Raw genomic sequence first — 21,142 nt, forward strand, 5'->3', positions numbered from 1 at the left:
CATGCAGGACTCCCTGACTCTCCAACCGATTGCGCGCGTCAACGGCACGGTAAATCTGCCCGGCTCAAAGAGCGTTTCCAATCGTGCATTGCTGCTGGCTGCTCTGGCTAAAGGTACAACCCGTCTTACCAACCTGCTCGACAGCGACGACGTTAAGCACATGCTGAACGCGCTGACCGCGCTTGGTGTAAGCTATACGCTTTCCAGCGATCGCACCCTGTGTGAAGTGACGGGAAATGCCGGGCCACTGCACGCATCTCAACCGCTGTCACTGTTTCTGGGCAATGCCGGAACCGCAATGCGTCCGCTGGCCGCGGCGCTTTGTCTGGGCCAGCACGATATCGAACTGACCGGCGAACCCCGCATGAAAGAGCGTCCAATCGGGCATCTGGTTGACGCACTTCGTCAGGGCGGAGCAACCATTGAGTACCTGGAAAACGAAAACTACCCGCCGCTGCGTTTACGCGGTGGTTTTACCGGGGGTGAAGTCAGTGTGGATGGCAGCGTTTCCAGCCAGTTCCTGACAGCGCTGCTGATGACCGCGCCGCTGGCACAGCAGGATACCTGCATCACCATCAAAGGTGATTTGGTGTCGAAACCTTACATCGATATTACCCTTAATCTGATGCAGTGCTTTGGCGTCGAGGTTGAGAATCAGAACTATCAGCGCTTCCTGATCAAGGGACAGCAACAGTATCAGTCGCCGGGTGATTACCTGGTTGAAGGCGATGCCTCTTCCGCTTCCTATTTCCTGGCCGCTGCCGCTATAAAAGGCGGAACGGTTCGCGTCACCGGGATTGGACGCCAGAGTGTGCAGGGTGACATCCGGTTTGCTGACGTGCTGGAAAAGATGGGCGCGACGATTGAGTGGGGCGATGATTACATTGCCTGTACGGCCGGCAAACTGCAGGCCATCAATATGGACATGAACCATATTCCGGATGCTGCAATGACCATCGCGACTACGGCGCTATTTGCAGAGGGCACCACCCGGTTACGCAATATTTATAACTGGCGGGTAAAAGAGACCGATCGACTGAGCGCAATGGCCACAGAGCTGCGTAAAGTCGGGGCAGAAGTCGAAGAGGGTCATGACTACATCCGCATTACGCCGCCAGCGACGCTGATTCATGCGGATATTGGCACCTACAATGACCACCGCATGGCGATGTGTTTCTCTCTGGTTGCACTTTCTGATACCCCAGTGACCATTCTCGATCCTGGCTGTACTGCAAAAACCTTCCCGGACTATTTCGTTCAACTGGCTAAAATCAGCCAGAGCGCCTGATATCTCCCTTTCCGGTGCGGTTCGCACCGGAACTCCCCTGATTTTATCTGGCTGTACCAGGCCAGAGATCCTCTGAATTGACTAAGATTACGAACCTGATCAGTGCGAAAGGGTAACCAAGCCGTGCTATGCAGCGTATAATGCTAGTCATTAATGGTGACCGAAAGGTCAGGAAGCACGCAGCAACAGGAGGGAATAATGACAGTAACTGCCCCGGTCATAACTATTGATGGGCCAAGTGGAGCGGGAAAGGGAACCCTGTGCAAAGCGATGGCGGAATCGCTGCAGTGGCATCTGCTGGACTCCGGTGCTATTTATCGCGTGCTGGCGTTAGCCGCATTGCATCATCAGGTGGAGATTGAATCTGAAGAGGCGCTGGTGCCGATTGCCGCTCACCTGGATGTGCGCTTTGTGTCACAAAATGGTGAAATGCAGGTCATACTTGAAGGTGAAGACGTCACCGGTGAAATCCGCACTCAGGAGGTCAGCAACACCGCTTCTCGTGTTGCCGCTTTTCCCCGGGTACGCGAAGCGTTATTGCGCCGCCAGCGCGGTTTCCGCGAGATGCCGGGCCTGATTGCTGATGGCCGTGATATGGGCACCGTGGTTTTTCCGGATGCGCCAGTGAAAATTTTCCTTGATGCCAGCCCGGAAGAGCGTGCTCAGCGCCGTATGCTACAGTTGCAGGATAATGGCTTTAATGTTAACTTTGACCGCCTTTTAGCCGAGATAAAAGAACGCGACGACCGCGATCGTAATCGCGCAATTGCGCCTTTAGTAGCCGCTGGCGATGCACTGGTTCTGGACTCTACCGAGATGTCTATCGACCAGGTCATTGAAAAAGCGCTACAATATGCCCGCGAGAAGCTGGGTATTACGGCTTAACTGAATCTACCACCCTGTACCATGGATCCGGTGCCGGGCATGTGAAACAACCCCATCCGACATGAAGTCAGATGGACGTTAAATTGAAGAATCCTGAAGATTATCAATATGACTGAATCTTTTGCTCAACTATTTGAAGAATCCTTAAAAACAATCGAAACCCGCCCGGGTTCTATCGTTCGTGGCATCGTCGTTTCTATCGACAAAGATGTCGTTCTGGTTGATGCGGGTCTGAAATCTGAATCTGCAATTCCTGCAGAGCAGTTCAAGAACGCAGCCGGCGAACTGGAAATCCAGGTAGGCGACGAAGTTGATGTTGCTCTGGATGCAGTGGAAGACGGCTTCGGTGAAACCCTGCTGTCCCGTGAGAAAGCTAAGCGCCATGAAGCATGGATCACGCTGGAGAAAGCTTACGAAGACGCTGAAACTGTTACCGGTGTTATCAACGGCAAAGTTAAAGGCGGCTTCACAGTTGAGCTCAACGGTATCCGTGCGTTCCTGCCAGGTTCACTGGTAGATGTGCGTCCGGTGCGCGATACGCTGCACCTGGAAGGCAAAGAGCTTGAATTCAAAGTGATCAAGCTGGATCAGAAACGCAACAACGTCGTGGTTTCACGTCGTGCGGTTATCGAATCCGAAAACAGCGCAGAGCGCGATCAGCTGCTGGAAAACCTGCAGGAAGGCATGGAAGTCAAAGGTATCGTTAAGAACCTGACTGACTACGGTGCATTCGTTGATCTGGGCGGCGTTGATGGCCTGCTGCACATCACTGACATGGCATGGAAACGCGTTAAGCATCCAAGCGAAATCGTCAACGTGGGCGACGAAATCACCGTTAAGGTGCTGAAGTTCGACCGCGAGCGTACCCGTGTTTCTCTGGGTCTGAAGCAGCTGGGCGAAGATCCATGGGTTGCTATCGCTAAACGCTATCCGGAAGGCACTCGCCTGACCGGTCGTGTTACCAACCTGACTGATTACGGCTGCTTCGTGGAAATCGAAGAAGGCGTTGAAGGTCTGGTACACGTGTCTGAAATGGACTGGACCAACAAAAACATCCATCCGTCTAAAGTTGTTAACGTAGGCGACGTGGTTGAAGTTATGGTTCTGGACATTGACGAAGAGCGTCGTCGTATCTCCCTGGGTCTGAAGCAGTGTAAATCTAACCCATGGCAGCTGTTCGCTGAGACGCACAACAAAGGCGATCGTGTTGAAGGTAAAATCAAGTCAATCACTGACTTCGGTATCTTCATCGGCCTGGATGGCGGCATCGACGGTCTGGTTCACCTGTCTGACATCTCCTGGAACGCGACTGGCGAAGAAGCCGTTCGTGAGTACAAAAAAGGCGACGAAATCGCTGCCGTTGTACTGCAGGTTGATGCAGAGCGCGAGCGTATCTCTCTGGGCGTTAAACAGCTGGCAGAAGATCCGTTCAACAACTACATCACTTTGAACAAGAAAGGTGCCATCGTCACCGGTAAAGTGACTGCAGTTGATGCTAAAGGTGCTACAGTTGAATTAGCAGACGGCGTTGAGGGTTACCTGCGCGCTTCTGAAGCTTCACTGGACCGCATTGAAGATGCAACTCTGGTTCTGAACGTTGGCGACGACGTTGAAGCTAAGTTCACCGGCGTTGATCGTAAAAACCGTGTCGTAAGCCTGTCTGTCCGTGCGAAAGACCAGGCTGATGAGAAAGAAGCTATCAATACTGTTAACACCAAACAGGAAGAAGGCAATTTCTCTAGCGCTATGGCTGAAGCGTTCAAAGCGGCTAAAGGCGAGTAATCGGCCTGAAGCACCGGGTGGGCAACCACCCGGTTTCGGTAAAAGCTGTCATACATTCCCATAGGGATAAACCGGAGGTTACATGACCAAGTCAGAACTGATCGAAAGACTGGCGGGACAGCATACTCATATACCGGCGAAAGTCGTTGAGGATGCAGTAAAAGAGATGCTTGAGCACATGGCCACTACGCTGGCACAGGGCGAACGCATCGAAATCCGGGGATTCGGCAGCTTTTCTTTGCACTATCGCGCTCCGCGTACTGGACGTAACCCGAAAACGGGTGACAAAGTGGATCTGGAAGGCAAATACGTTCCCCACTTTAAGCCAGGCAAAGAACTGCGCGATCGCGCAAATATCTACGGCTAAGCCGATACCGAACCAGATAAACGACATCTCCGGATGTCGTTTTTTTTTGCCTGCGATTCAGGCTCAGACCTGACATCCGGATTGCTGTCATCAACACTGCAACACCGCACTCTCTTTGTGAGAGCGCTCCAGCCTGCCTGATCATCCGCTGTTACTTTCACCTTCTTTGACCAGAATAATCGAACTGAATCAATGGATACGATTATGCTGACATGGACCGTTCTGGCGCGACTGGCGATCGTTGCAATGTTACCGCTACTGCTTATGGCCCGGCTGCCTTCCGGTGAGGTGATGGGGGGCTTCCTCCTCACAGGACTGGCTCTGCTGCATTGCCCTTACCAACCCGTCCGTCTGGCCGGTATTACTCTGCTGTTTCTGGCATGGGCCTGTAACGACGCCCGTCTGATGGTGCGGGATATCGAAAAGTTCTCGGCGCGTCCTGCCACCTACACCCTTAAGATTAGTGAACTGCGGAAAGAGCGGAAGCAAATCCGGGTTCGTCTGCTGAAAGAGGAGGGCAGGATGATTTTTCCGCCTCGCTTTGCCTGGATCTGGTTTGATGCTGATCCGGAGGTCTACTGTCCAGGACAACGCTGGACGATGAAACTGCGTCTGCGACCGGTACATGCCCGCCTTAATGAGGGCGATTTTGATGCGCAGCGTTTTGCACTGGCTAATAATACGCCGCTTCAGGGACGAATCCTTAAGCAGACTGCGGTAAGCGATCGCTGTGATAGCCGCTGGCGATTTATTTTATGGCATCGTGACAGGACCCGTGCAATGCCTGCACGTGCAACGCTGGAGGCACTGGCTTTTGGCATTCGGGATGAGATGAGCCAGCAGACGCGTCAGCTACTGCGGGATACCGGTACCGCGCATCTGATGGCGATATCGGGCATGCATATCGCCCTGGCCGCCAGCACCGGCTGGATGATTGCGCGTGGGGTGCAATTTATCTTGCCAGCCCGTTATATCAGCTATCTTTTCCCCCTCATCGTGAGCTGGCTGTTTGCTGCAATCTATACCTGGCTCTCCGGTGCACAGCCTCCCGCAGAGCGTTCGCTGCTTGCCCTGACGCTCTGGGCGATAACACGGTTTGCGGGTGTTCAGCTGAATAGCTGGCAGATCTGGACGTTCTGTATTGCGTTGCTGCTGGTAACCGACCCGCTGACCGTGCTCTCTGACAGCTTCTGGCTCTCGGTACTGGCTGTCGGCATGCTGCTGGTCTGGTATCACTGGTTCCCGCTGCCCGCGTCGTTCCGTCAGCAACGGCGCTGGATTCCGGTACAATTGCTGCATTTACAGGCGGGCATGATGATTTTAATGGTGCCGTTGCAGGTGGCGATTTTCAACGGCATCAGCCTGACTGCGCTGGTGGCAAATGTTGTCGCGATTCCGATCGTCTCGTTTATTACCATGCCTCTTGTGACGCTTGCCCTGCTGCTACCGGTGGCGCATTTATCTGGCTTCTTCTGGGGAGCGGCCGATCTCTCATTACGTGCACTGTTTCATTGCCTGACGTTGCTGCCACCAGGCTGGTGGCCGCTGAGTGGCACAACCTGGTTTACAGTCATGGTATGGGGCGGTCTGATTCTCTGGCGTGCGCAGCTCTTTTTCTCTCTGCCACTAAGCAGCGGCGCCTTAGCGCTGGCAATGATACTGAGTCGCCAGCCAGAACAGGAGCAGGGCTGGCGAATCGATATGCTGGATATCGGGCACGGTCTGAGTCTGGTGATCAGCCAGGGCGACGAGGCTGTGATGTATGATACCGGCCCGCGCTGGCAGAACGATAATGCAGGGAGTCGGGTGATCATTCCGTGGCTGGAGCGCAGGCAGTTACGATTAAAACAGGTCATCCTGAGTCATAAACATCTGGATCATACTGGCGGGCTGGAGGCGATTACTCAACGCTGGCCAGCGGTTGAAGTCAGAAGTGCGCTGGCTGATGAGGCACACTTACCCTGCGTACGGGGCACGCAGTGGCGCTGGCGGCAGCTCCACTTTCGGGTGGTCTGGCCGCTGACGGCCCCCCTGCCGGGCGGAAATAATGACTCCTGTGTGGTGATCGTCGATGATGGCCAGGTTCGTCTGATGTTAACCGGTGACATTGAAGCGAAAGCGGAACGCCAGCTGGTGGCGCTGGAGAAGCAGGGGCTGAAGGTCGATATTCTGCAGGTCCCGCACCACGGCAGCCGGACGTCGTCGACCTCATTGCTGCTGCGTAAAGCCGCAGGCCACACCGCTATCGCCTCGCTGGCACGCTACAATGCATGGCGCATGCCCGCGAAAAATGTGCTGGAAAACTACCGAACGGCCGGTTTTCAGTGGCTGGATACGGGCCAGTCAGGACAAATCAGTATCAGGATAGAGCAGGGCAGAGCGCAGGTTTCTACCCTGCGGGAACAATTAATGCCCCGTTGGTATCATCAGTGGTTTGGCGTCAAACGCGAATCCAGGTAGAATGGCCGGCTATTTCCAACAGCGTGAATAAATAATGCATCAAGATAAAGATCTCTCTACGTGGCAGACGTTTCGCCGACTCTGGCCGATGATCGCGCCTAATAAAGCGGGATTAATTGCGGCCTCAGTCGCCCTGATTATTAATGCTGCGGGCGACGCCTTAATGCTCTCACTGTTGAAACCGTTACTGGATGATGGTTTTGGTAAAGCTGACAGATCGGTGATGCTATGGCTGCCGTTAGTGGTTATTGGCCTGATGCTGGTACGCGGAGTTACCAGTTATATCTCCAGCTACTGCATCTCCTGGGTCTCTGGCAACGTCGTGATGAACATCCGCCGTCGTCTGTTCAGCCATATGATGGGCATGCCGGTTTCGTTTTTCGACCAGCAGTCAACCGGCACCCTGTTGTCACGCATTACTTACGATTCTGAGCAGGTCGCCTCCTCTTCTTCGGGCGCGCTGGTCACCGTAGTGCGTGAAGGGGCTTCCATTATTGGCCTGTTTATCATGATGTTCTACTACAGCTGGCAGCTGTCGCTGATCCTGATTGTACTGGCACCTATCGTCTCCTTTGCTATCCGCACCGTCTCTAAGCGCTTCCGCACCATCAGCAAAAGTATGCAGAACACTATGGGGCAGGTGACAACCAGCGCCGAGCAGATGTTGAAAGGGCACAAAGAAGTGCTGATTTTTGGCGGACAGGACATTGAATCGGAGCGCTTTTCCCGCGTCAGTAACCGGATGCGTCAGCAGGGAATGAAACTCGTTTCAGCCTCCTCCATTTCCGATCCGATTATTCAGCTGATCGCGTCGCTGGCACTGGCTTTTGTGCTCTATGCCGCCAGCTTCCCCAGCGTCATGGATACCCTGACAGCCGGTACCATCACCGTGGTCTTCTCCTCGATGATTGCCCTGATGCGCCCGCTTAAGTCTCTGACCAACGTCAACGCCCAGTTCCAGCGTGGGATGGCGGCCTGTCAGACACTGTTCTCTATTCTGGATAGTGAGCAGGAAGTGGATAACGGTACGCGCGAAATCACCCGTGCTAAAGGGGATATTGAATTCCGTGATGTGACCTTTACCTACCCAGGTCGTGAAATTCCGGCACTGCGTAATATCAATCTGTCGCTGCCAGCAGGAAAAACGGTGGCGCTGGTGGGCCGTTCCGGTTCCGGTAAGTCTACGATGGCGAGCCTGCTGACCCGCTTTTATGATATCCAGCAGGGCGAAATCCTGCTGGACGGTCATGATCTGCGTGAGTACAGCCTGCGCTCATTGCGTAATCAGGTGGCGCTGGTGTCACAGAATGTGCACCTCTTCAACGACACGATTGCCAATAACATCGCGTATGCCCGCAGTGAGCAATACAGTCGTGAAGAGATCGAGCAGGCGGCCACCATGGCGCATGCCATGGACTTTATCAATAAAATGGATAAGGGCCTGGATACGATGATTGGCGAGAATGGCGTGCTGTTATCTGGCGGTCAGCGTCAGCGTATTGCCATTGCCCGTGCGTTGTTACGTGATTGCCCGATCCTGATCCTCGATGAAGCCACCTCGGCGCTGGATACCGAGTCTGAACGCGCGATTCAGTCTGCACTGGATGAGTTGCAGAAGAACCGTACCTCGCTGGTGATTGCACACCGACTCTCTACCATCGAGAAAGCGGATGAAATCGTGGTAATTGAAGATGGCCAGATTGTTGAACGCGGTACGCATCAGGTGCTGTTAGCAGAACGCGGTGCCTATGCACAGCTGCACAAGATGCAATTCGGCCAATGATTGAACGTATCTGGAGTGGTCGCTCACCGCTATGGCTGCTGCTATGGCCATTCAGCCTGCTGTATGGTGCGATCACGGCCCTGATACGCTTCAGTTACAGGCGCGGCTGGCGTAAAAGCTGGCGTGCGCCTCTGCCGGTCGTGGTGGTAGGTAACCTGACTGCTGGCGGGAATGGAAAGACGCCGGTGGTCATCTGGCTGGTCGAGGCGTTACAGCAGCGCGGCCTGCGCGCTGGCGTGGTCTCCCGAGGATATGGCGGCAAGGCGGACCACTATCCCTTGCTGGTCACGGCGCAGACCCCCACCGAACAGGCCGGGGATGAGCCGGTATTGATCGCCCAGCGCACCGGGGCGCCGGTCGCGGTCGCCCCTCAACGGCGACGGGCGATTGAGGCGTTACTGAAACAGGGTTCGCTGGATGTGATCATCACGGATGATGGCCTGCAACATTACGCCCTGCAGCGCGATCGCGAAATCGTGGTGGTTGATGGGGTCCGTCGCTTTGGTAATGGCTGGTGGTTGCCTGCCGGTCCGATGCGTGAACGTGCCGATCGTCTGCAGCAGGTCGATGCCGTGATCATTAACGGCGGCGAAGCACAGCCCGACGAGATTGCCATGCAACTTCAGCCCGGGCTGGCCACCAATCTGCTGACCGGTGAAACCTGCCCGCCGGAGCAACTGGGTGCGGTAGTCGCCATGGCCGGTATTGGTCATCCCCCGCGTTTTTTCACCACGCTGAAACAGCAGGGTATAACGCCGGTCGCAGAGATCGCCTTTGCCGATCATCACGCCTACAGCAAAGATGAACTGACCCGATTACTCCAGGCGGGTCAGCAACTGCTGATGACCGAAAAGGACGCGGTGAAATGCCGTCACTTTGCCCAGCCTGACTGGTGGTATTTGCCGGTCGATGCCCATTTAACTGGTAATGCCGTGACGCCGTTACTGGATGACATTGAACAACTCTGCCGCCATATTTCCTGATACCCGCCCCCGTTCAGGTGAAGCCTGATAAGGAAGAGGATGAACAGTACGCATTCACTTTCGTTACAGCAAGCACGCCACCTTCATCTCGCCGCGCAGGGCCTGCTGCGAACTCCGGCAAAACGTGCTGTTTATCAGGATCTGATTGACTGCATTTCCCGCATGTCGCTGCTGCAAATCGATACCATTCATGTGGTGGCCCGCAGTCCGTATCTGGTGCTGTTCAGTCGCCTGGGGAACTATCCTCAGGCATGGCTGGAACAGGCTCTGGCACAGGGCGAACTCTTTGAGTACTGGGCGCACGAAGCCTGCTTTATTCCCCGTGCCGATTACCGACTTCTTCGTCATCGCATGCTGTCGCCGGAACGTCTGGGCTGGAAATACAATGCGCAATGGGTCGCTGAGCACCAGCAGGCCATTGCCGAATTACTGCAGCAGATCAGAGACAACGGTCCGGTACGCGCCGCCGATTTTACCCATGCCGATAACCCGAAGTCAGGCTGGTGGGCATGGAAACCGCACAAACGTCATCTGGAGAATCTCTTCAGCGCCGGTGAGCTGATGGTCACCGAACGCCGTAATTTTCAGCGCGTCTACGATCTGCGCAGCCGCGTGATGCCCGACTGGCAGGATGCGATACATGGCATCAGTGAAGCGGAGGCGACCCGTCAGATGCTGATGAACAGCGCCCGCAGCTTAGGGGTTTTCCGCGCGGCCTGGCTGGCGGATTACTATCGCCTGAAGCGGGCACCCGTGAACAACTTTATCGCTGACGCCCAGGCTGCGGGCGATCTGGTCGCCGTCAATACAGAGGGACTAGGTGAGATGTGGCTGCATCGTGACTACGTGCCGTTGCTGGATACGCCGCTGCAGGCGACGCACAGCGCGCTGCTGTCACCGTTTGATCCGGTGGTCTGGGATCGCAAGCGTGCGCGTGAGCTGTTCAATTTTGACTACCGTATTGAGTGCTATACCCCAGAGGAAAAACGCAAATTTGGCTATTTTGTTTTGCCCATCCTCCATCGCGGCCAGATAAAAGGGCGGCTGGATGCCCGCATGCTGCGTCAGGCAAAACAGCTGGAGATTAAAAATATCTGGCTGGAGGAGAAGACCCGCGTTACGGCGCGATTTTTGCTGGATATCCGGCGTGCTATCGAACGCTTTGCGACGTGGCAGGGTGCTGAAAGCGTCGCTATTTTGCAGGCACCCGACGCGCTTAACGATCAGTGGCCAGCCCTGTGGACGCTGGATTAATCAATTTTGCGGCAGCCGCTGCGGGATGGCGTTTTACCCCATCCCGCACGCGCCGCGCTATGGTATGCTTGAATCCTTAAGCATTCGGTCCCTGATGGAGGACATATGGATCATCGTTTACTCGAAATCGTTGCCTGCCCGGTTTGCAATGGCAAACTCTACTTCAACAATGCTCAACAGGAGCTGATCTGCAAACCTGATGGCCTGGCCTTCCCGGTCCGGGACGGCATTCCGGTGCTGCTGGAAACCGAAGCCCGCACGCTGTCAGTTGAAGAGATTCATCCATGAGTTTCACCGCTATCATTCCTGCGCGTTATGCGTCAACCCGCTTACCCGGCAAGCCGCTGCTCGATATCCACGGTAAACCGATGGTCGTGCATGTAATGGAGCGGGCCCGTGAATCGGGTGCCAGCCGGGTCATTGTTGCCACCGATCATCCCGACGTGGCGCAGGCAGTGGAAGCGGCAGGCGGCGAAGTCTGCATGACGCGCGCCGATCACCAGTCTGGCACTGAGCGACTGGCGGAAGTGATCGAAAAATATCAGTTTGCCGATGATGAAATCATCGTAAACGTGCAGGGCGACGAGCCGATGATCCCGGCCGAGATTGTGCGTCAGGTGGCGACCAATCTGGCGGGGTCGGCGGCCGGGATGGCGACGCTGGCGGTGCCGATCACCGATGTGGAAGAAGCCTTTAATCCGAATGCGGTGAAAGTCGTCATGGATGTGAATGGCTACGCGCTCTATTTTTCACGGGCGACCATCCCCTGGGATCGTGAACGGTACGCCGCATCGCGCGAGCAGATCGGTGATACGCTGCTGCGCCACATTGGCATCTACGCCTACCGTGCTGGTTTTATTCGCCGCTATGTCGCCTGGGCGCCTTGTCCTCTGGAACAGATTGAGCTGCTCGAGCAACTGCGTGTTTTATGGTACGGCGAAAAAATTCATGTCGCCGTCGCGAAAACCATTCCCAGTGTGGGTGTGGATACGCCAGACGATTTGCAACGCGTTCGTGATGCCATGCAGGCCTGACAAATGGGGAGCCTGTCTCCCCGTTTCAGCGCAACGTTCTTGATCCGCCGCTAAACTTATCTCCAACACTTCCTTCAGGATATTGTGATACTCATCTGAGGAGGATGCCGCATGGAACAGCTTAAATCGGAACTCACGCTGGCGCTGGGTGAAACCATCAGCCGCCTCGAAATGATCAGTGAACATCCACCCACCCGGCTTTATGCGTTATACGATCGGGACGGGCGCCCCATGCCGGTGATGGCGAAATATTTTCGTCATCAGGGCCGGGCGGCGATGGAAGCCAGAAAGCTGGCGCTGCTGGGCCAGGCCGGACTGATCGCCGTGCCAGCGGTCTATGGTCTGGTGATGAGCCAGCAGCCGCCAGTGCATGAAATGCTCCTGCTGGCGCGACTGAATGGCGTGACGGCCGAAGCGCCCGCGCGGGATGCTCAGCGCTGGCAACAGTTTTGCGAACAGGTGGTCGAGGGAGTGCTGGCCTGGCACCGGCTCGACAGCCATGGCCTGGTCGGTACGGTGGACAGCACGCAGCAGAACAGCTGGCCCGCCTGGTATGCACAACGGGTTGAGGTGCTATGGGCGACCCTGAGCTATCTGCGTCCGCCAGCCTTTACGCTGGAAGATCGTCAGATTCTGTTTCGCTGCCGGGCACGACTGGCGCATCTGTTTCGCGGCTTCGACGATCCCTGCGTGATGGTTCACGGCAACATTCAGCTGCAGAGCATGCTGAAAGATAGCCGCAGTGACCAGTTAATCGCGATGACACAGCCGGGCACCATCCTCTGGGCACCCCGTGAATACGATCTTATCCATCTGGATACCTCGCCTGCCGAAACGGCGCTGCTGCACAGCTACCTGCAACGGGCGCCGGTTTCAGAAGGTTTTGTCTGGCGTCGGTGGGTTTATCAACTGTGGGACTGCATTGATCATCTGGTACAGACCGGCACGTTTAATCGTCCGCGTTTTGACCATGCACGCGCGCAATTACTTCCCTGGCTCGGCTGAGTCTGACTCCTCGCCTTTCAGCCGTTGCAATAGTGTGCCAAGCGTTTCGTAGACCGCACGTTCGCTGTGACTCAGCCAGATCGATGAGGGTATCGCCCGCTCCCATCCATTCAGCGGTGACGTAATCGCCAGCTGATTCGCGGGAGCGGCCATTGGCTTCAACCCGATCGCGTGGAAAAAGCGTATTGCGCGCGGCATATGATTCGCGGATGTGACCAGCAGAAACGGGCGATCGCCCACCACGGTTTTGACCGCCTGCGCTTCATCCGCGGTGTCGCGGGGCTGGTCGAGAATCTGAATATGTTCACGGGGAACGCCCAGACTTTCCGCCACATGTGCCGCTACCCAGGCGCTACTCTTTGGATTGGTGCCGCCCGCTGCGCCGGTAAAAATCAGCGTCGACTGCGGATTCCGCTGCCACTGACGAACGCCTTCTGCCACGCGCGGCAGACTGTTATTCAGCAGGTTCGAGCTGGGTGCCCACGCCGGGTTAAAGGTGTAGCCTCCACCCAGCACCACAATGAACTCCACCTTCTCTGATCCGTTCCAGGTCGGATAGCGGTTATCCAGCGGCAAAAGCAGACGATCGGCCAGCGGTTGCAGGCTCAGCAGCAGCAGTAACAGCCAGCTGACGGAGATCACGGTTTTGCCGCTTTTCTGCCAGCCAGTAAACCAAAGCAGTAAAATGCCAAGCGCCATCAGCAAAAGCAGAAACGGCAGGGGTAAAAGCAGCCCGCCGATAACTTTTTTAAGGGTAAATAACATCAAAAAAGAGTCCTGTTGTCCGAAAATAGAGCACCCGGAAGGGAAGATGGGGATGAAAGGTTCATTCTTCTGGTGCCTGTGACAAAATAGCACAAGTCTCACCGCAGCATACCGGAGCGCATGCCATGCAGGATCGTAACTTTGACGATCTCGCGGATAAATTTTCGCAAAATATTTACGGCACCACTAAAGGGAAGATACGCCAGGCCATCCTCTGGGATGAGCTGGAGAAGATACTACCCGGTTTGTCACCGCACCCGCTGTCGGTGCTGGATGCTGGCGGCGGTGTCGGCCAGGTCTCCAGCGGGCTTGCTGCGCAGGGCCATCAGGTTCTGCTGTGCGACCTTTCCAGCGAGATGCTGCGCCGGGCCGCGGAAAATGCGACGGCGCAGGGTGTGAGCCACAACATGCAATTCAGACAAATTAGCGCTCAGCAGGTGGGTGAACATTTGGATAAGCCGGTGGATCTGGTATTGTTCCACGCTGTGCTTGAGTGGGTCGCTGAACCGGAGAAGGTGCTGAAAGCGCTGTTCGATCTGCTGCGTCCGGGGGGCGTCATGTCGCTGATGTTTTACAATCTGCACGGCCTGACATTGCGCACCTTAACGCTGGGTAACTTCGGCTATCTGCGCACCAACCTGACCAAACGCAAAAAGCGAACGCTGTCGCCTGACTATCCGCGCGACCCCGAGCAGGTCTATCGCTGGCTGGAGGCGTGTGGCTTTGTGATTGAGCAGCGTGCCGGGATCCGGGTGTTCAGTGACTACATGAAGCCGCCGAAGGGCGAGCCAAAAAGCGACGACGAAATTATTGAGATGGAGCGGCGTTACTGCCGTCAGGAACCCTTTTTGAGCTTAGGGCGCTACATCCACGTGACCGCGCGTAAACCCGGGCAGAAGGACGAATTATGAGTGAATTTTCCCAGACGGTACCTGAACTGGTCTCCTGGGCGCGCAAAAATGACTTTTCCCTTGCGCTGCCAGTGGAACGTCTGGCCTTTTTGCTGGCTATCGCCACCCTCAACGGTGAGCGGATGGATGGCGAAATGAGCGAAGGCGATCTGATTGATGCTTTCCGTCACGTCAGTAAAGCTTTCGAACAAACCCATGAAACCGTGTTGGTTCGTGCCAACAACGCCATCAACGACATGGTGCGACAGCGCCTGCTCAACCGTTTTACCAGCGAAATCACGGAAGGCAATGCCATCTATCGCCTGACGCCGCTGGCGATCGGCATCACCGACTATTACATCCGTCAGCGTGAGTTCTCGACCCTGCGCCTGTCGATGCAGCTGTCGATTGTGGCCAATGAGCTTAAGCGGGCAGCCGATGCTGCGCAGGAAAACGGTGATGAGTTTCACTGGCACCGCAATGTTTTCGCGCCGCTGAAATATTCCGTGGCGGAGATCTTCGACAGCATCGATATGACCCAGCGTCTGATGGATGAACAGCAGCAGGCGGTTAAAAATGATATCGCCGAACTGCTGAATAAAGACTGGCGCGCGGCCATCTCCAGCTGTGAAATGCTGCTTTCTGAAACCTCAGGAACGCTGCGTGAACTGCAGGATACGCTGGAAGCCGCGGGCGACAAACTTCAGGAAAATCTGCTGCGCATTCAGGATGCCACGCTGGACAGTCCCGATCTGGGCTTCGTCGATAAGCTGGTGTTTGATCTGCAAAGCAAACTCGACCGTATTACCAGCTGGGGCCAGCAGGCGATTGACCTCTGGATCGGCTATGACCGTCACGTCCATAAATTTATTCGTACCGCCATCGACATGGATAAAAACCGCGTCTTTGCGCAGCGCCTGCGGGTATCGGTGCAGAATTACTTCGACGCGCCCTGGGCGCTGACCTATGCCAACGCCGACCGCCTGTATGACATGCGTGATGAGGCGCTGACGCTGCGTAACGACGAAGTGATGGGCGAACTGCCGCCGGAGATGGAGTACGAGGAGATCAACGAAATCCGCGAACAGCTGGCAGCGATGATTGAAGAAGCGCTGCAGGTCTACAAATCGCAACAAAAACCGCTCAACCTCGCGTCAGTGATGCGCGACTACCTGGCCCAGTATCCCCGAGCCCGCCATTTCGATCTGGCGCGTATTGTGGTGGATCAGGCAGTGCGCCTTGGCGTAGCGGAAGCTGATTTAGCCGGTTTGCCTGTGGAATGGCAAGCCATCAATGATTACGGAGCCAAGGTGCAGGCACATGTCATCGACAAATATTGAACAAGTGATGCCGGTTAAGCTGGCACAGGCACTGGCCAACCCGATTTTTCCTGCGCTGGACAGCCAGTTACGCGCCGGACGCCATATCGGTATCGAAGAGCTGGATAATCACGCTTTTCTGATGGACTACCAGTCGTTTCTCGAAGAGTTTTACAGCCGCTATAACGTTGAGTTAATCCGTGCGCCGGAAGGCTTTTTCTATCTGCGTCCGCGTTCAACCACGCTGATTCCGCGTTCCGTGCTTTCTGAGCTGGATATGATGGTCGGGAAGATTCTCTGCTATCTCTATCTCAGCCCGGAACGACTGGCTAATGAAGGTATCTTCACCCAGCAGGAGCTGTACGACGAACTGCTCTCTCTGGCCGATGAGAACCGCCTGCTGAAGCTGGTCAACCAGCGTTCAACCGGTTCGGATCTGGATCGCACCAAACTGCAGGAGAAAGTGCGCGCCTCTCTGAGCCGCCTGCGTCGCCTTGGCATGGTGTGGTTTTTCGGCAACGACAGCAGCAAGTTCCGCATCACGGAATCGGTGTTCCGCTTTGGTGCCGACGTGCGCGGCGGTGATGACGCCCGTGAAGCGCAGCTTCGTCTGATTCGTGATGGCGAGGCCATGCTACTGGAAAACGCGACAGCACCGGTCGACACCGATGACGGTGAAGGACAGGAAAGCGACGCGAGTGAGAACGCAGAGGAAGAACAGGCATGATTGAGCGCGGAAAGTTTCGTTCGCTTACGCTGATCAACTGGAACGGCTTTTTTGCCCGTACCTTTGATCTCGATGAATTAGTGACCACGCTGTCAGGCGGTAACGGTGCGGGTAAGTCCACCACGATGGCGGCATTTGTCACCGCGCTGATCCCCGATTTAACGCTGCTGCACTTCCGTAATACCACCGAAGCGGGCGCGACATCAGGATCCCGTGACAAGGGTCTGCACGGTAAACTGCGGGCTGGCGTCTGCTACTCCATGCTGGATGTGGTGAACTCACGCCATCAGCGTGTCGTGGTCGGTGTCCGTCTGCAACAGGTCGCCGGACGCGATAAAAAGGTCGATATCAAGCCATTCAGTATCCATGGCCTGCCCACCGACACCAACCCAACCGATATGCTGACGGAAGTGCTCAACAGCCGTCAGGCTCGCGTATTACCGCTGAACGAAGTCAAAGAGCGGGTTGAGGCGCAGGAAGGCGTGCAGTTCCGCGCCTATAACTCAGTCACCGATTATCACGCCATGCTGTTTGATCTTGGTGTGGTGCCGCGTCGTCTGCGCTCTGCCAGCGATCGCAGCAAGTTTTATCGTCTGATTGAAGCCTCGCTGTATGGCGGTATCTCCAGCGCCATCACCCGATCGCTGCGTGATTACCTGCTACCTGAAAACAGTGGCGTGCGCAAAGCGTTCCAGGATATGGAAGCCGCGCTGCGCGAGAACCGCATGACGCTGGAGGCGATCCGCGTTACCCAGTCTGACCGCGATCTCTTCAAGCATCTGATCTCCGAAGCGACCAGCTACGTTTCGGCTGACTATATGCGCCACGCCAACGAGCGTCGGGGACACCTCGACAGCGCGTTACAGCTGCGCAACGAGCTGTTCAGCAGCCGTAAGCAGCTCGCCACCGAGCAGTATCGTCATGTTGAGATGGCGCGCGAACTGGCTGAGCACAGTGGTGCAGAAAACGATCTTGAAGTCGATTATCAGGCTGCCAGCGATCACCTGAACCTGGTACAGACGGCGATGCGTCAGCAGGAGAAGATTGAGCGCTACGATGCGGATATCGAAGATCTGACGCTGCGGCTGGAAGAGCAGACCGAAGTAGTCGCCGAAGCGCGTGAAATTCAGGAAGAGAATGAAGCGCGGGCCGAAGCGGCTGAGCTGGAAGTGGATGAGCTGAAAAGCCAGCTGGCCGATTTCCAGCAGGCGCTCGACGTGCAGCAAACCCGCGCTATCCAGTATCAGCAGGCATTGCAGGCGCTGGAGCGCGCCCGCACGCTCTGCCAGCTGCCCGATCTGAGCATTGACAATGCGGCTGAATGGCAGGAAAGCTTCCAGGCCAAAGAGGAAGAGGCGACAGAACGGTTGCTGCGCCTGGAGCAGAAGCTGAGCGTAGCGGAAGCAGCGCACAGTCAGTTTGAACAGGCGCTGGCGCTGGTGACCAGCATTGCCGGTGACGTGACCCGTCAGGACGCCTGGCAATCCGGCCGCGAACTGCTGCGTGATGCCAGCAACCAGCGTCATCACGCCGAACAGCTCTCGTCGCTGCGTCTGCGTCTGAATGAGCTGGAGCAGCGTCTGCGCGAGCAGCATGAGGCGGAGCGCCTGCTGGCGGAATTCTGCAAGCGTCAGGGGCAGCATTATGAAGCGGATGCGCTGGCAGGCCTGCAGCAGGAGCTTGAAGCACAGATTGAACAGCTGAATAGCAGCGTCTCCGACGCCGGTGAGCAGCGCATGATGATGCGCCAGGAGCTGGAGCAGCTGCGCGAACGCATCACCAGCCTGACCGCCCGTGCGCCACACTGGCTGGCGGCGCAGGAGATCCTGACCCAGCTCAGCGAACAGACCGGCCAGGCGCTGAACAGCAGCCAGGACGTGACCGAGTATATGCAGCAGCTGCTGGAGCGTGAGCGTGAAACCACCGTCGAGCGCGACGAAGTAGCGGCGCGTAAACGTGATATCGAGCGGCAGATTGAACGGCTCAGCCAGCCAGGCGGTGCCGAAGATGCGCGCCTGACCCAGCTTGCCGAACGTTTTGGCGGCGTGTTGCTGTCAGAGATTTACGATGATGTGACGCTGGATGATGCGCCTTACTTCTCGGCGCTCTACGGTCCGTCGCGTCATGCGATTGTGGTGCCGGATCTCTCCCGCGTTCGTGAGTTGCTGGATGGTCTGGAAGAGTGTCCGGAAGATCTCTACCTGATCGAGGGTGATCCGCAGTCGTTCGATGACAGCGTCTTCAGCGTCGATGAACTGCAGAATGCGGTGGTGGTGAAGGTGGCAGAGCGTCAGTGGCGCTACTCCCGCTTCCCGAAAATACCGCTGTTTGGCCGCGCGGCGCGTGAGAATCAGCTGGAGCTGCTGCACCTTGAGCGCGATAAGCTGGCCGAACGCTACGCCACGCTGTCGTTCGACGTGCAGAAAACGCAGCGTCTGCATCAGTCATTCAGCCGCTTTATCGGCAGTCATCTGGCCGTCGCCTTTGACGCCGATCCGGAAGCGCAGATCCGTCAGCTGGGCGCGCGCCGGGGTGAGCTGGAGCGCGCGCTGAATCAGCATGAGAGCAACAATCAGCAGCAGCGTCAGCAGTATGAGCTGGCCAAAGAGGGCGTATCACAGTTAAACCGGCTGCTGCCACGCGTCAATCTGCTGCTGGACGACACGCTGGGCGATCGCTGCGAAGAGATCCGCGAGCAGGTCGATGCGGCACAGGAAGCGGCGCGCTTCCTGCATCAGCATGGCGCTAAGCTGGCGAAACTGGAACCGATCATCGCCGTGCTGCAGAGCGATCCGGAACAGCATGAGCAGTTACAGGCGGATTATCAGCAGGCGCAGCAGCAGCAGCGCAACGCCCGTCAGCAGGCCTTTGCCCTGACAGAAGTGGTGCAGCGTCGCGCCCACTTCAGCTACGACGACTCGGCCAGCATGCTCAACGGCAACAACGACCTCAGCGATAAGCTGCGTCAGCGTCTGGAGCAGGCTGAGGGCGAACGCAGGCGCAGTCGTGATCGCCTGCGTGAACATCAGGCGCAGCTGACGCAATACTCCCAGGTGCTGGCCTCGCTGAAAAGCGCCTATGACGCCAAGCGTGACATGCTCAAAGAGCTGCAGCAGGAGATGCAGGACATTGGCGTCCAGGCTGACAGCAGCGCGGAAGAACGCGCGCGTGTTCGCCGTGACGAGCTCTACACGGCACTGAGTCACAACCGCGCACGCCGCAATCAGCTGGAGAAACAGCTTACCTTCTGCGAAGCGGAGATGGATAACCTGCAGAAGCGACTGCGTCAGCTGGAGCGTCAGTATCATCAGGTGCGTGAACAGGTGGTCAGCGCCAAAGCGGGCTGGTGTACCGTACTGCGTCTGGTGAAAGAGAATGGCGTTGAGCGTCGTCTGCATCGCCGTGAACTGGCCTACCTGAGCGGCGATGAGCTGCGCTCTATGTCGGATAAAGCGCTGGGTGCGCTGCGTCTGGCGGTGGCGGACAACGAACATCTGCGCGACGTGCTGCGACTGTCGGAAGATCCAAAACGTCCGGAACGTAAAATTCAGTTCTTTATTGCGGTTTATCAGCATCTGCGCGAGCGTATTCGTCAGGATATTATTCGGACTGACGATCCGGTCGAAGCGATTGAGCAGATGGAAATCGAACTGAACCGTCTGACGGAAGAGCTGACGGCGCGTGAGCAGATGCTGGCAATCAGTTCGCGCAGTGCGGCCAACATCATCCGTAAAACGATCCAGCGTGAACAGAACCGTATCCGCCAGCTCAACCAGGGCCTGCAGACCGTCAGCTTTGGTCAGGTACGCAGCGTGCGGCTCAACGTGAACGTGCGTGAAACCCACGCCATGCTGCTGGATACGCTGTCGGAAGAGCACGAGCAGCATCAGGATCTCTTTAACAGCAATCGCCTGACCTTCTCGGAGGCGCTGGCGAAACTCTATCAGCGTCTTAATCCGCACATTGATATGGGGCAGCGTACGCCGCAGACCATCGGTGAGGAGCTGCTGGACTACCGCAACTATCTGGAGATGGAAGTGGAAGTCAACCGCGGTTCAGATGGCTGGCTGCGCGCAGAGAGCGGGGCGCTCTCAACCGGTGAAGCGATCGGTACCGGTATGTCCATTCTGGTGATGGTGGTGCAGAGCTGGGAAGAAGAGTCCCGTCGTCTGCGCGGCAAAGATATTTCGCCATGCCGACTGCTGTTCCTTGATGAAGCGGCCCGTCTGGATGCCCGCTCCATCGCCACGCTGTTCGAACTCTGTGAGCGACTGGAGATGCAGCTGGTGATTGCAGCGCCGGAGAATATCAGTCCGGAAAAAGGCACGACCTACAAACTGGTGCGTAAGGTGTTTAATAACACCGAGCATGTGCATGTGGTCGGTCTGCGTGGTTTTGCTGCCGATCCTTCGCCGGTGCGGGCGGGAAGCGACGCAGATGCGCTGCCCGATTTAACCGCTGAAAATTCGCAGGCGGAAACGTAGTCAAAAACTGAACCATTCGTTAATCTGGTTACGGCATTTGTCACATGAGGCAAATGCCGTTTTTGTTTGTATACTCACATGATGAGTCACGGCGCGGTCGCAGTGGATACAGGGAA

16 protein-coding genes are annotated in these 21,142 nt (G+C 56.4%); 15 read left to right on the forward strand and 1 reads right to left on the reverse strand.

The genetic code is table 11. The features are described from left to right. The first annotated feature begins 1 nt into the window (after position 1). The 11 genes from aroA to GVJ63_RS00620 all read left to right on the forward strand — a co-directional run bounded on the left by aroA (position 2) and on the right by GVJ63_RS00620 (position 12,841). The gene (gene aroA, locus GVJ63_RS00570; protein ID WP_159226277.1) at positions 2-1,288 is read left to right on the forward strand and encodes a 3-phosphoshikimate 1-carboxyvinyltransferase; all 1,287 of its coding nucleotides are present in this window, start codon (positions 2-4) and stop codon (positions 1,286-1,288) included. A gap of 198 nt (positions 1,289-1,486) precedes the next feature. Further along, the gene (gene cmk / locus GVJ63_RS00575) at positions 1,487-2,173 is read left to right on the forward strand and encodes a (d)CMP kinase (RefSeq protein WP_010254946.1); all 687 of its coding nucleotides are present in this window, start codon (positions 1,487-1,489) and stop codon (positions 2,171-2,173) included. 108 nt (positions 2,174-2,281) lie between these two features. Next, positions 2,282-3,955, forward strand: a complete 1,674-nt coding sequence (rpsA, locus tag GVJ63_RS00580; RefSeq protein ID WP_003849352.1) for a 30S ribosomal protein S1 — start codon at positions 2,282-2,284, stop codon at positions 3,953-3,955. 82 nt (positions 3,956-4,037) lie between these two features. Beyond that, positions 4,038-4,322 (forward strand): integration host factor subunit beta, encoded by a 285-nt coding sequence (ihfB, locus tag GVJ63_RS00585; protein WP_003849360.1) that lies wholly within the window; start codon positions 4,038-4,040, stop codon positions 4,320-4,322. Positions 4,323-4,526: 204 nt separating this feature from the next. Next, the gene (locus tag GVJ63_RS00590; protein WP_200843101.1) at positions 4,527-6,782 is read left to right on the forward strand and encodes a DNA internalization-related competence protein ComEC/Rec2; all 2,256 of its coding nucleotides are present in this window, start codon (positions 4,527-4,529) and stop codon (positions 6,780-6,782) included. A gap of 34 nt (positions 6,783-6,816) precedes the next feature. Further along, complete coding sequence (gene msbA, locus GVJ63_RS00595; protein WP_010669759.1) at positions 6,817-8,565, forward strand: lipid A ABC transporter ATP-binding protein/permease MsbA; 1,749 nt, start codon at positions 6,817-6,819, stop codon at positions 8,563-8,565. Then, a complete protein-coding gene (lpxK, locus tag GVJ63_RS00600) occupies positions 8,562-9,548 on the forward strand; it encodes a tetraacyldisaccharide 4'-kinase (RefSeq protein WP_010254951.1) in 987 nt (328 codons plus the stop codon). The genes msbA and lpxK overlap by 4 nt, the downstream gene beginning before the upstream one ends. A 39-nt stretch (positions 9,549-9,587) precedes the next feature. Continuing rightward, a complete protein-coding gene (locus GVJ63_RS00605; protein ID WP_122889045.1) occupies positions 9,588-10,802 on the forward strand; it encodes a winged helix-turn-helix domain-containing protein in 1,215 nt (404 codons plus the stop codon). 105 nt (positions 10,803-10,907) lie between these two features. After that, the gene (locus GVJ63_RS00610) at positions 10,908-11,090 is read left to right on the forward strand and encodes a Trm112 family protein (protein WP_003849374.1); all 183 of its coding nucleotides are present in this window, start codon (positions 10,908-10,910) and stop codon (positions 11,088-11,090) included. Then, positions 11,087-11,836, forward strand: coding sequence for a 3-deoxy-manno-octulosonate cytidylyltransferase (gene kdsB, locus GVJ63_RS00615; RefSeq protein ID WP_010254955.1), 750 nt, complete (start codon positions 11,087-11,089; stop codon positions 11,834-11,836). The genes GVJ63_RS00610 and kdsB overlap by 4 nt, the downstream gene beginning before the upstream one ends. A 111-nt stretch (positions 11,837-11,947) precedes the next feature. Further along, positions 11,948-12,841 (forward strand): fructosamine kinase family protein, encoded by an 894-nt coding sequence (locus GVJ63_RS00620; protein ID WP_159226279.1) that lies wholly within the window; start codon positions 11,948-11,950, stop codon positions 12,839-12,841. On the opposite strand, the gene elyC is transcribed toward GVJ63_RS00620, so the two are convergent. Continuing rightward, the gene (gene elyC, locus GVJ63_RS00625) at positions 12,821-13,606 is read right to left on the reverse strand and encodes an envelope biogenesis factor ElyC (protein ID WP_159226280.1); all 786 of its coding nucleotides are present in this window, start codon (positions 13,604-13,606) and stop codon (positions 12,821-12,823) included. The genes GVJ63_RS00620 and elyC overlap by 21 nt on opposite strands. Before the next feature lie 125 nt (positions 13,607-13,731). Here elyC and cmoM point away from each other — a divergent pair, with 125 nt between their 5' ends. Genes cmoM through mukB form a run of 4 tightly spaced genes read left to right on the forward strand, consistent with a single transcriptional unit; the run spans position 13,732 to position 21,026 of the window. Next, positions 13,732-14,517 carry a tRNA uridine 5-oxyacetic acid(34) methyltransferase CmoM gene (gene cmoM / locus GVJ63_RS00630; RefSeq protein ID WP_033766835.1) on the forward strand — a complete coding sequence of 262 codons (786 nt, stop codon included), beginning with the start codon at positions 13,732-13,734 and terminating at the stop codon, positions 14,515-14,517. Continuing rightward, the gene (mukF, locus tag GVJ63_RS00635) at positions 14,514-15,836 is read left to right on the forward strand and encodes a chromosome partition protein MukF (protein ID WP_010254963.1); all 1,323 of its coding nucleotides are present in this window, start codon (positions 14,514-14,516) and stop codon (positions 15,834-15,836) included. Before cmoM ends, mukF begins: the two co-directional genes overlap by 4 nt. Next, positions 15,817-16,542 carry a chromosome partition protein MukE gene (gene mukE / locus GVJ63_RS00640; protein ID WP_010254966.1) on the forward strand — a complete coding sequence of 242 codons (726 nt, stop codon included), beginning with the start codon at positions 15,817-15,819 and terminating at the stop codon, positions 16,540-16,542. The genes mukF and mukE overlap by 20 nt, the downstream gene beginning before the upstream one ends. After that, a complete protein-coding gene (gene mukB / locus GVJ63_RS00645) occupies positions 16,539-21,026 on the forward strand; it encodes a chromosome partition protein MukB (RefSeq protein WP_159226281.1) in 4,488 nt (1,495 codons plus the stop codon). The genes mukE and mukB overlap by 4 nt, the downstream gene beginning before the upstream one ends. Positions 21,027-21,142: the final 116 nt, after the last annotated feature.

Source organism: Pantoea sp. 18059 (assembly GCF_902706165.1).
GTDB lineage: Bacteria > Pseudomonadota > Gammaproteobacteria > Enterobacterales > Enterobacteriaceae > Pantoea > Pantoea agglomerans.

Bases quoted from the DNA above. Each gene is read 5' to 3' on its own strand.
- aroA (WP_159226277.1), top strand. From the start codon at position 2: ATGCAGGACTCCCTGACTCTCCAACCGATTGCGCGCGTCAACGGCACG.
- cmk (WP_010254946.1), top strand. From the start codon at position 1,487: ATGACAGTAACTGCCCCGGTCATAACTATTGATGGGCCAAGTGGAGCG.
- rpsA (WP_003849352.1), top strand. From the start codon at position 2,282: ATGACTGAATCTTTTGCTCAACTATTTGAAGAATCCTTAAAAACAATC.
- ihfB (WP_003849360.1), top strand. From the start codon at position 4,038: ATGACCAAGTCAGAACTGATCGAAAGACTGGCGGGACAGCATACTCAT.
- GVJ63_RS00590 (WP_200843101.1), top strand. From the start codon at position 4,527: ATGCTGACATGGACCGTTCTGGCGCGACTGGCGATCGTTGCAATGTTA.
- msbA (WP_010669759.1), top strand. From the start codon at position 6,817: ATGCATCAAGATAAAGATCTCTCTACGTGGCAGACGTTTCGCCGACTC.
- lpxK (WP_010254951.1), top strand. From the start codon at position 8,562: ATGATTGAACGTATCTGGAGTGGTCGCTCACCGCTATGGCTGCTGCTA.
- GVJ63_RS00605 (WP_122889045.1), top strand. From the start codon at position 9,588: ATGAACAGTACGCATTCACTTTCGTTACAGCAAGCACGCCACCTTCAT.
- GVJ63_RS00610 (WP_003849374.1), top strand. From the start codon at position 10,908: ATGGATCATCGTTTACTCGAAATCGTTGCCTGCCCGGTTTGCAATGGC.
- kdsB (WP_010254955.1), top strand. From the start codon at position 11,087: ATGAGTTTCACCGCTATCATTCCTGCGCGTTATGCGTCAACCCGCTTA.
- GVJ63_RS00620 (WP_159226279.1), top strand. From the start codon at position 11,948: ATGGAACAGCTTAAATCGGAACTCACGCTGGCGCTGGGTGAAACCATC.
- elyC (WP_159226280.1), bottom strand. From the start codon at position 13,606: ATGTTATTTACCCTTAAAAAAGTTATCGGCGGGCTGCTTTTACCCCTG.
- cmoM (WP_033766835.1), top strand. From the start codon at position 13,732: ATGCAGGATCGTAACTTTGACGATCTCGCGGATAAATTTTCGCAAAAT.
- mukF (WP_010254963.1), top strand. From the start codon at position 14,514: ATGAGTGAATTTTCCCAGACGGTACCTGAACTGGTCTCCTGGGCGCGC.
- mukE (WP_010254966.1), top strand. From the start codon at position 15,817: ATGTCATCGACAAATATTGAACAAGTGATGCCGGTTAAGCTGGCACAG.
- mukB (WP_159226281.1), top strand. From the start codon at position 16,539: ATGATTGAGCGCGGAAAGTTTCGTTCGCTTACGCTGATCAACTGGAAC.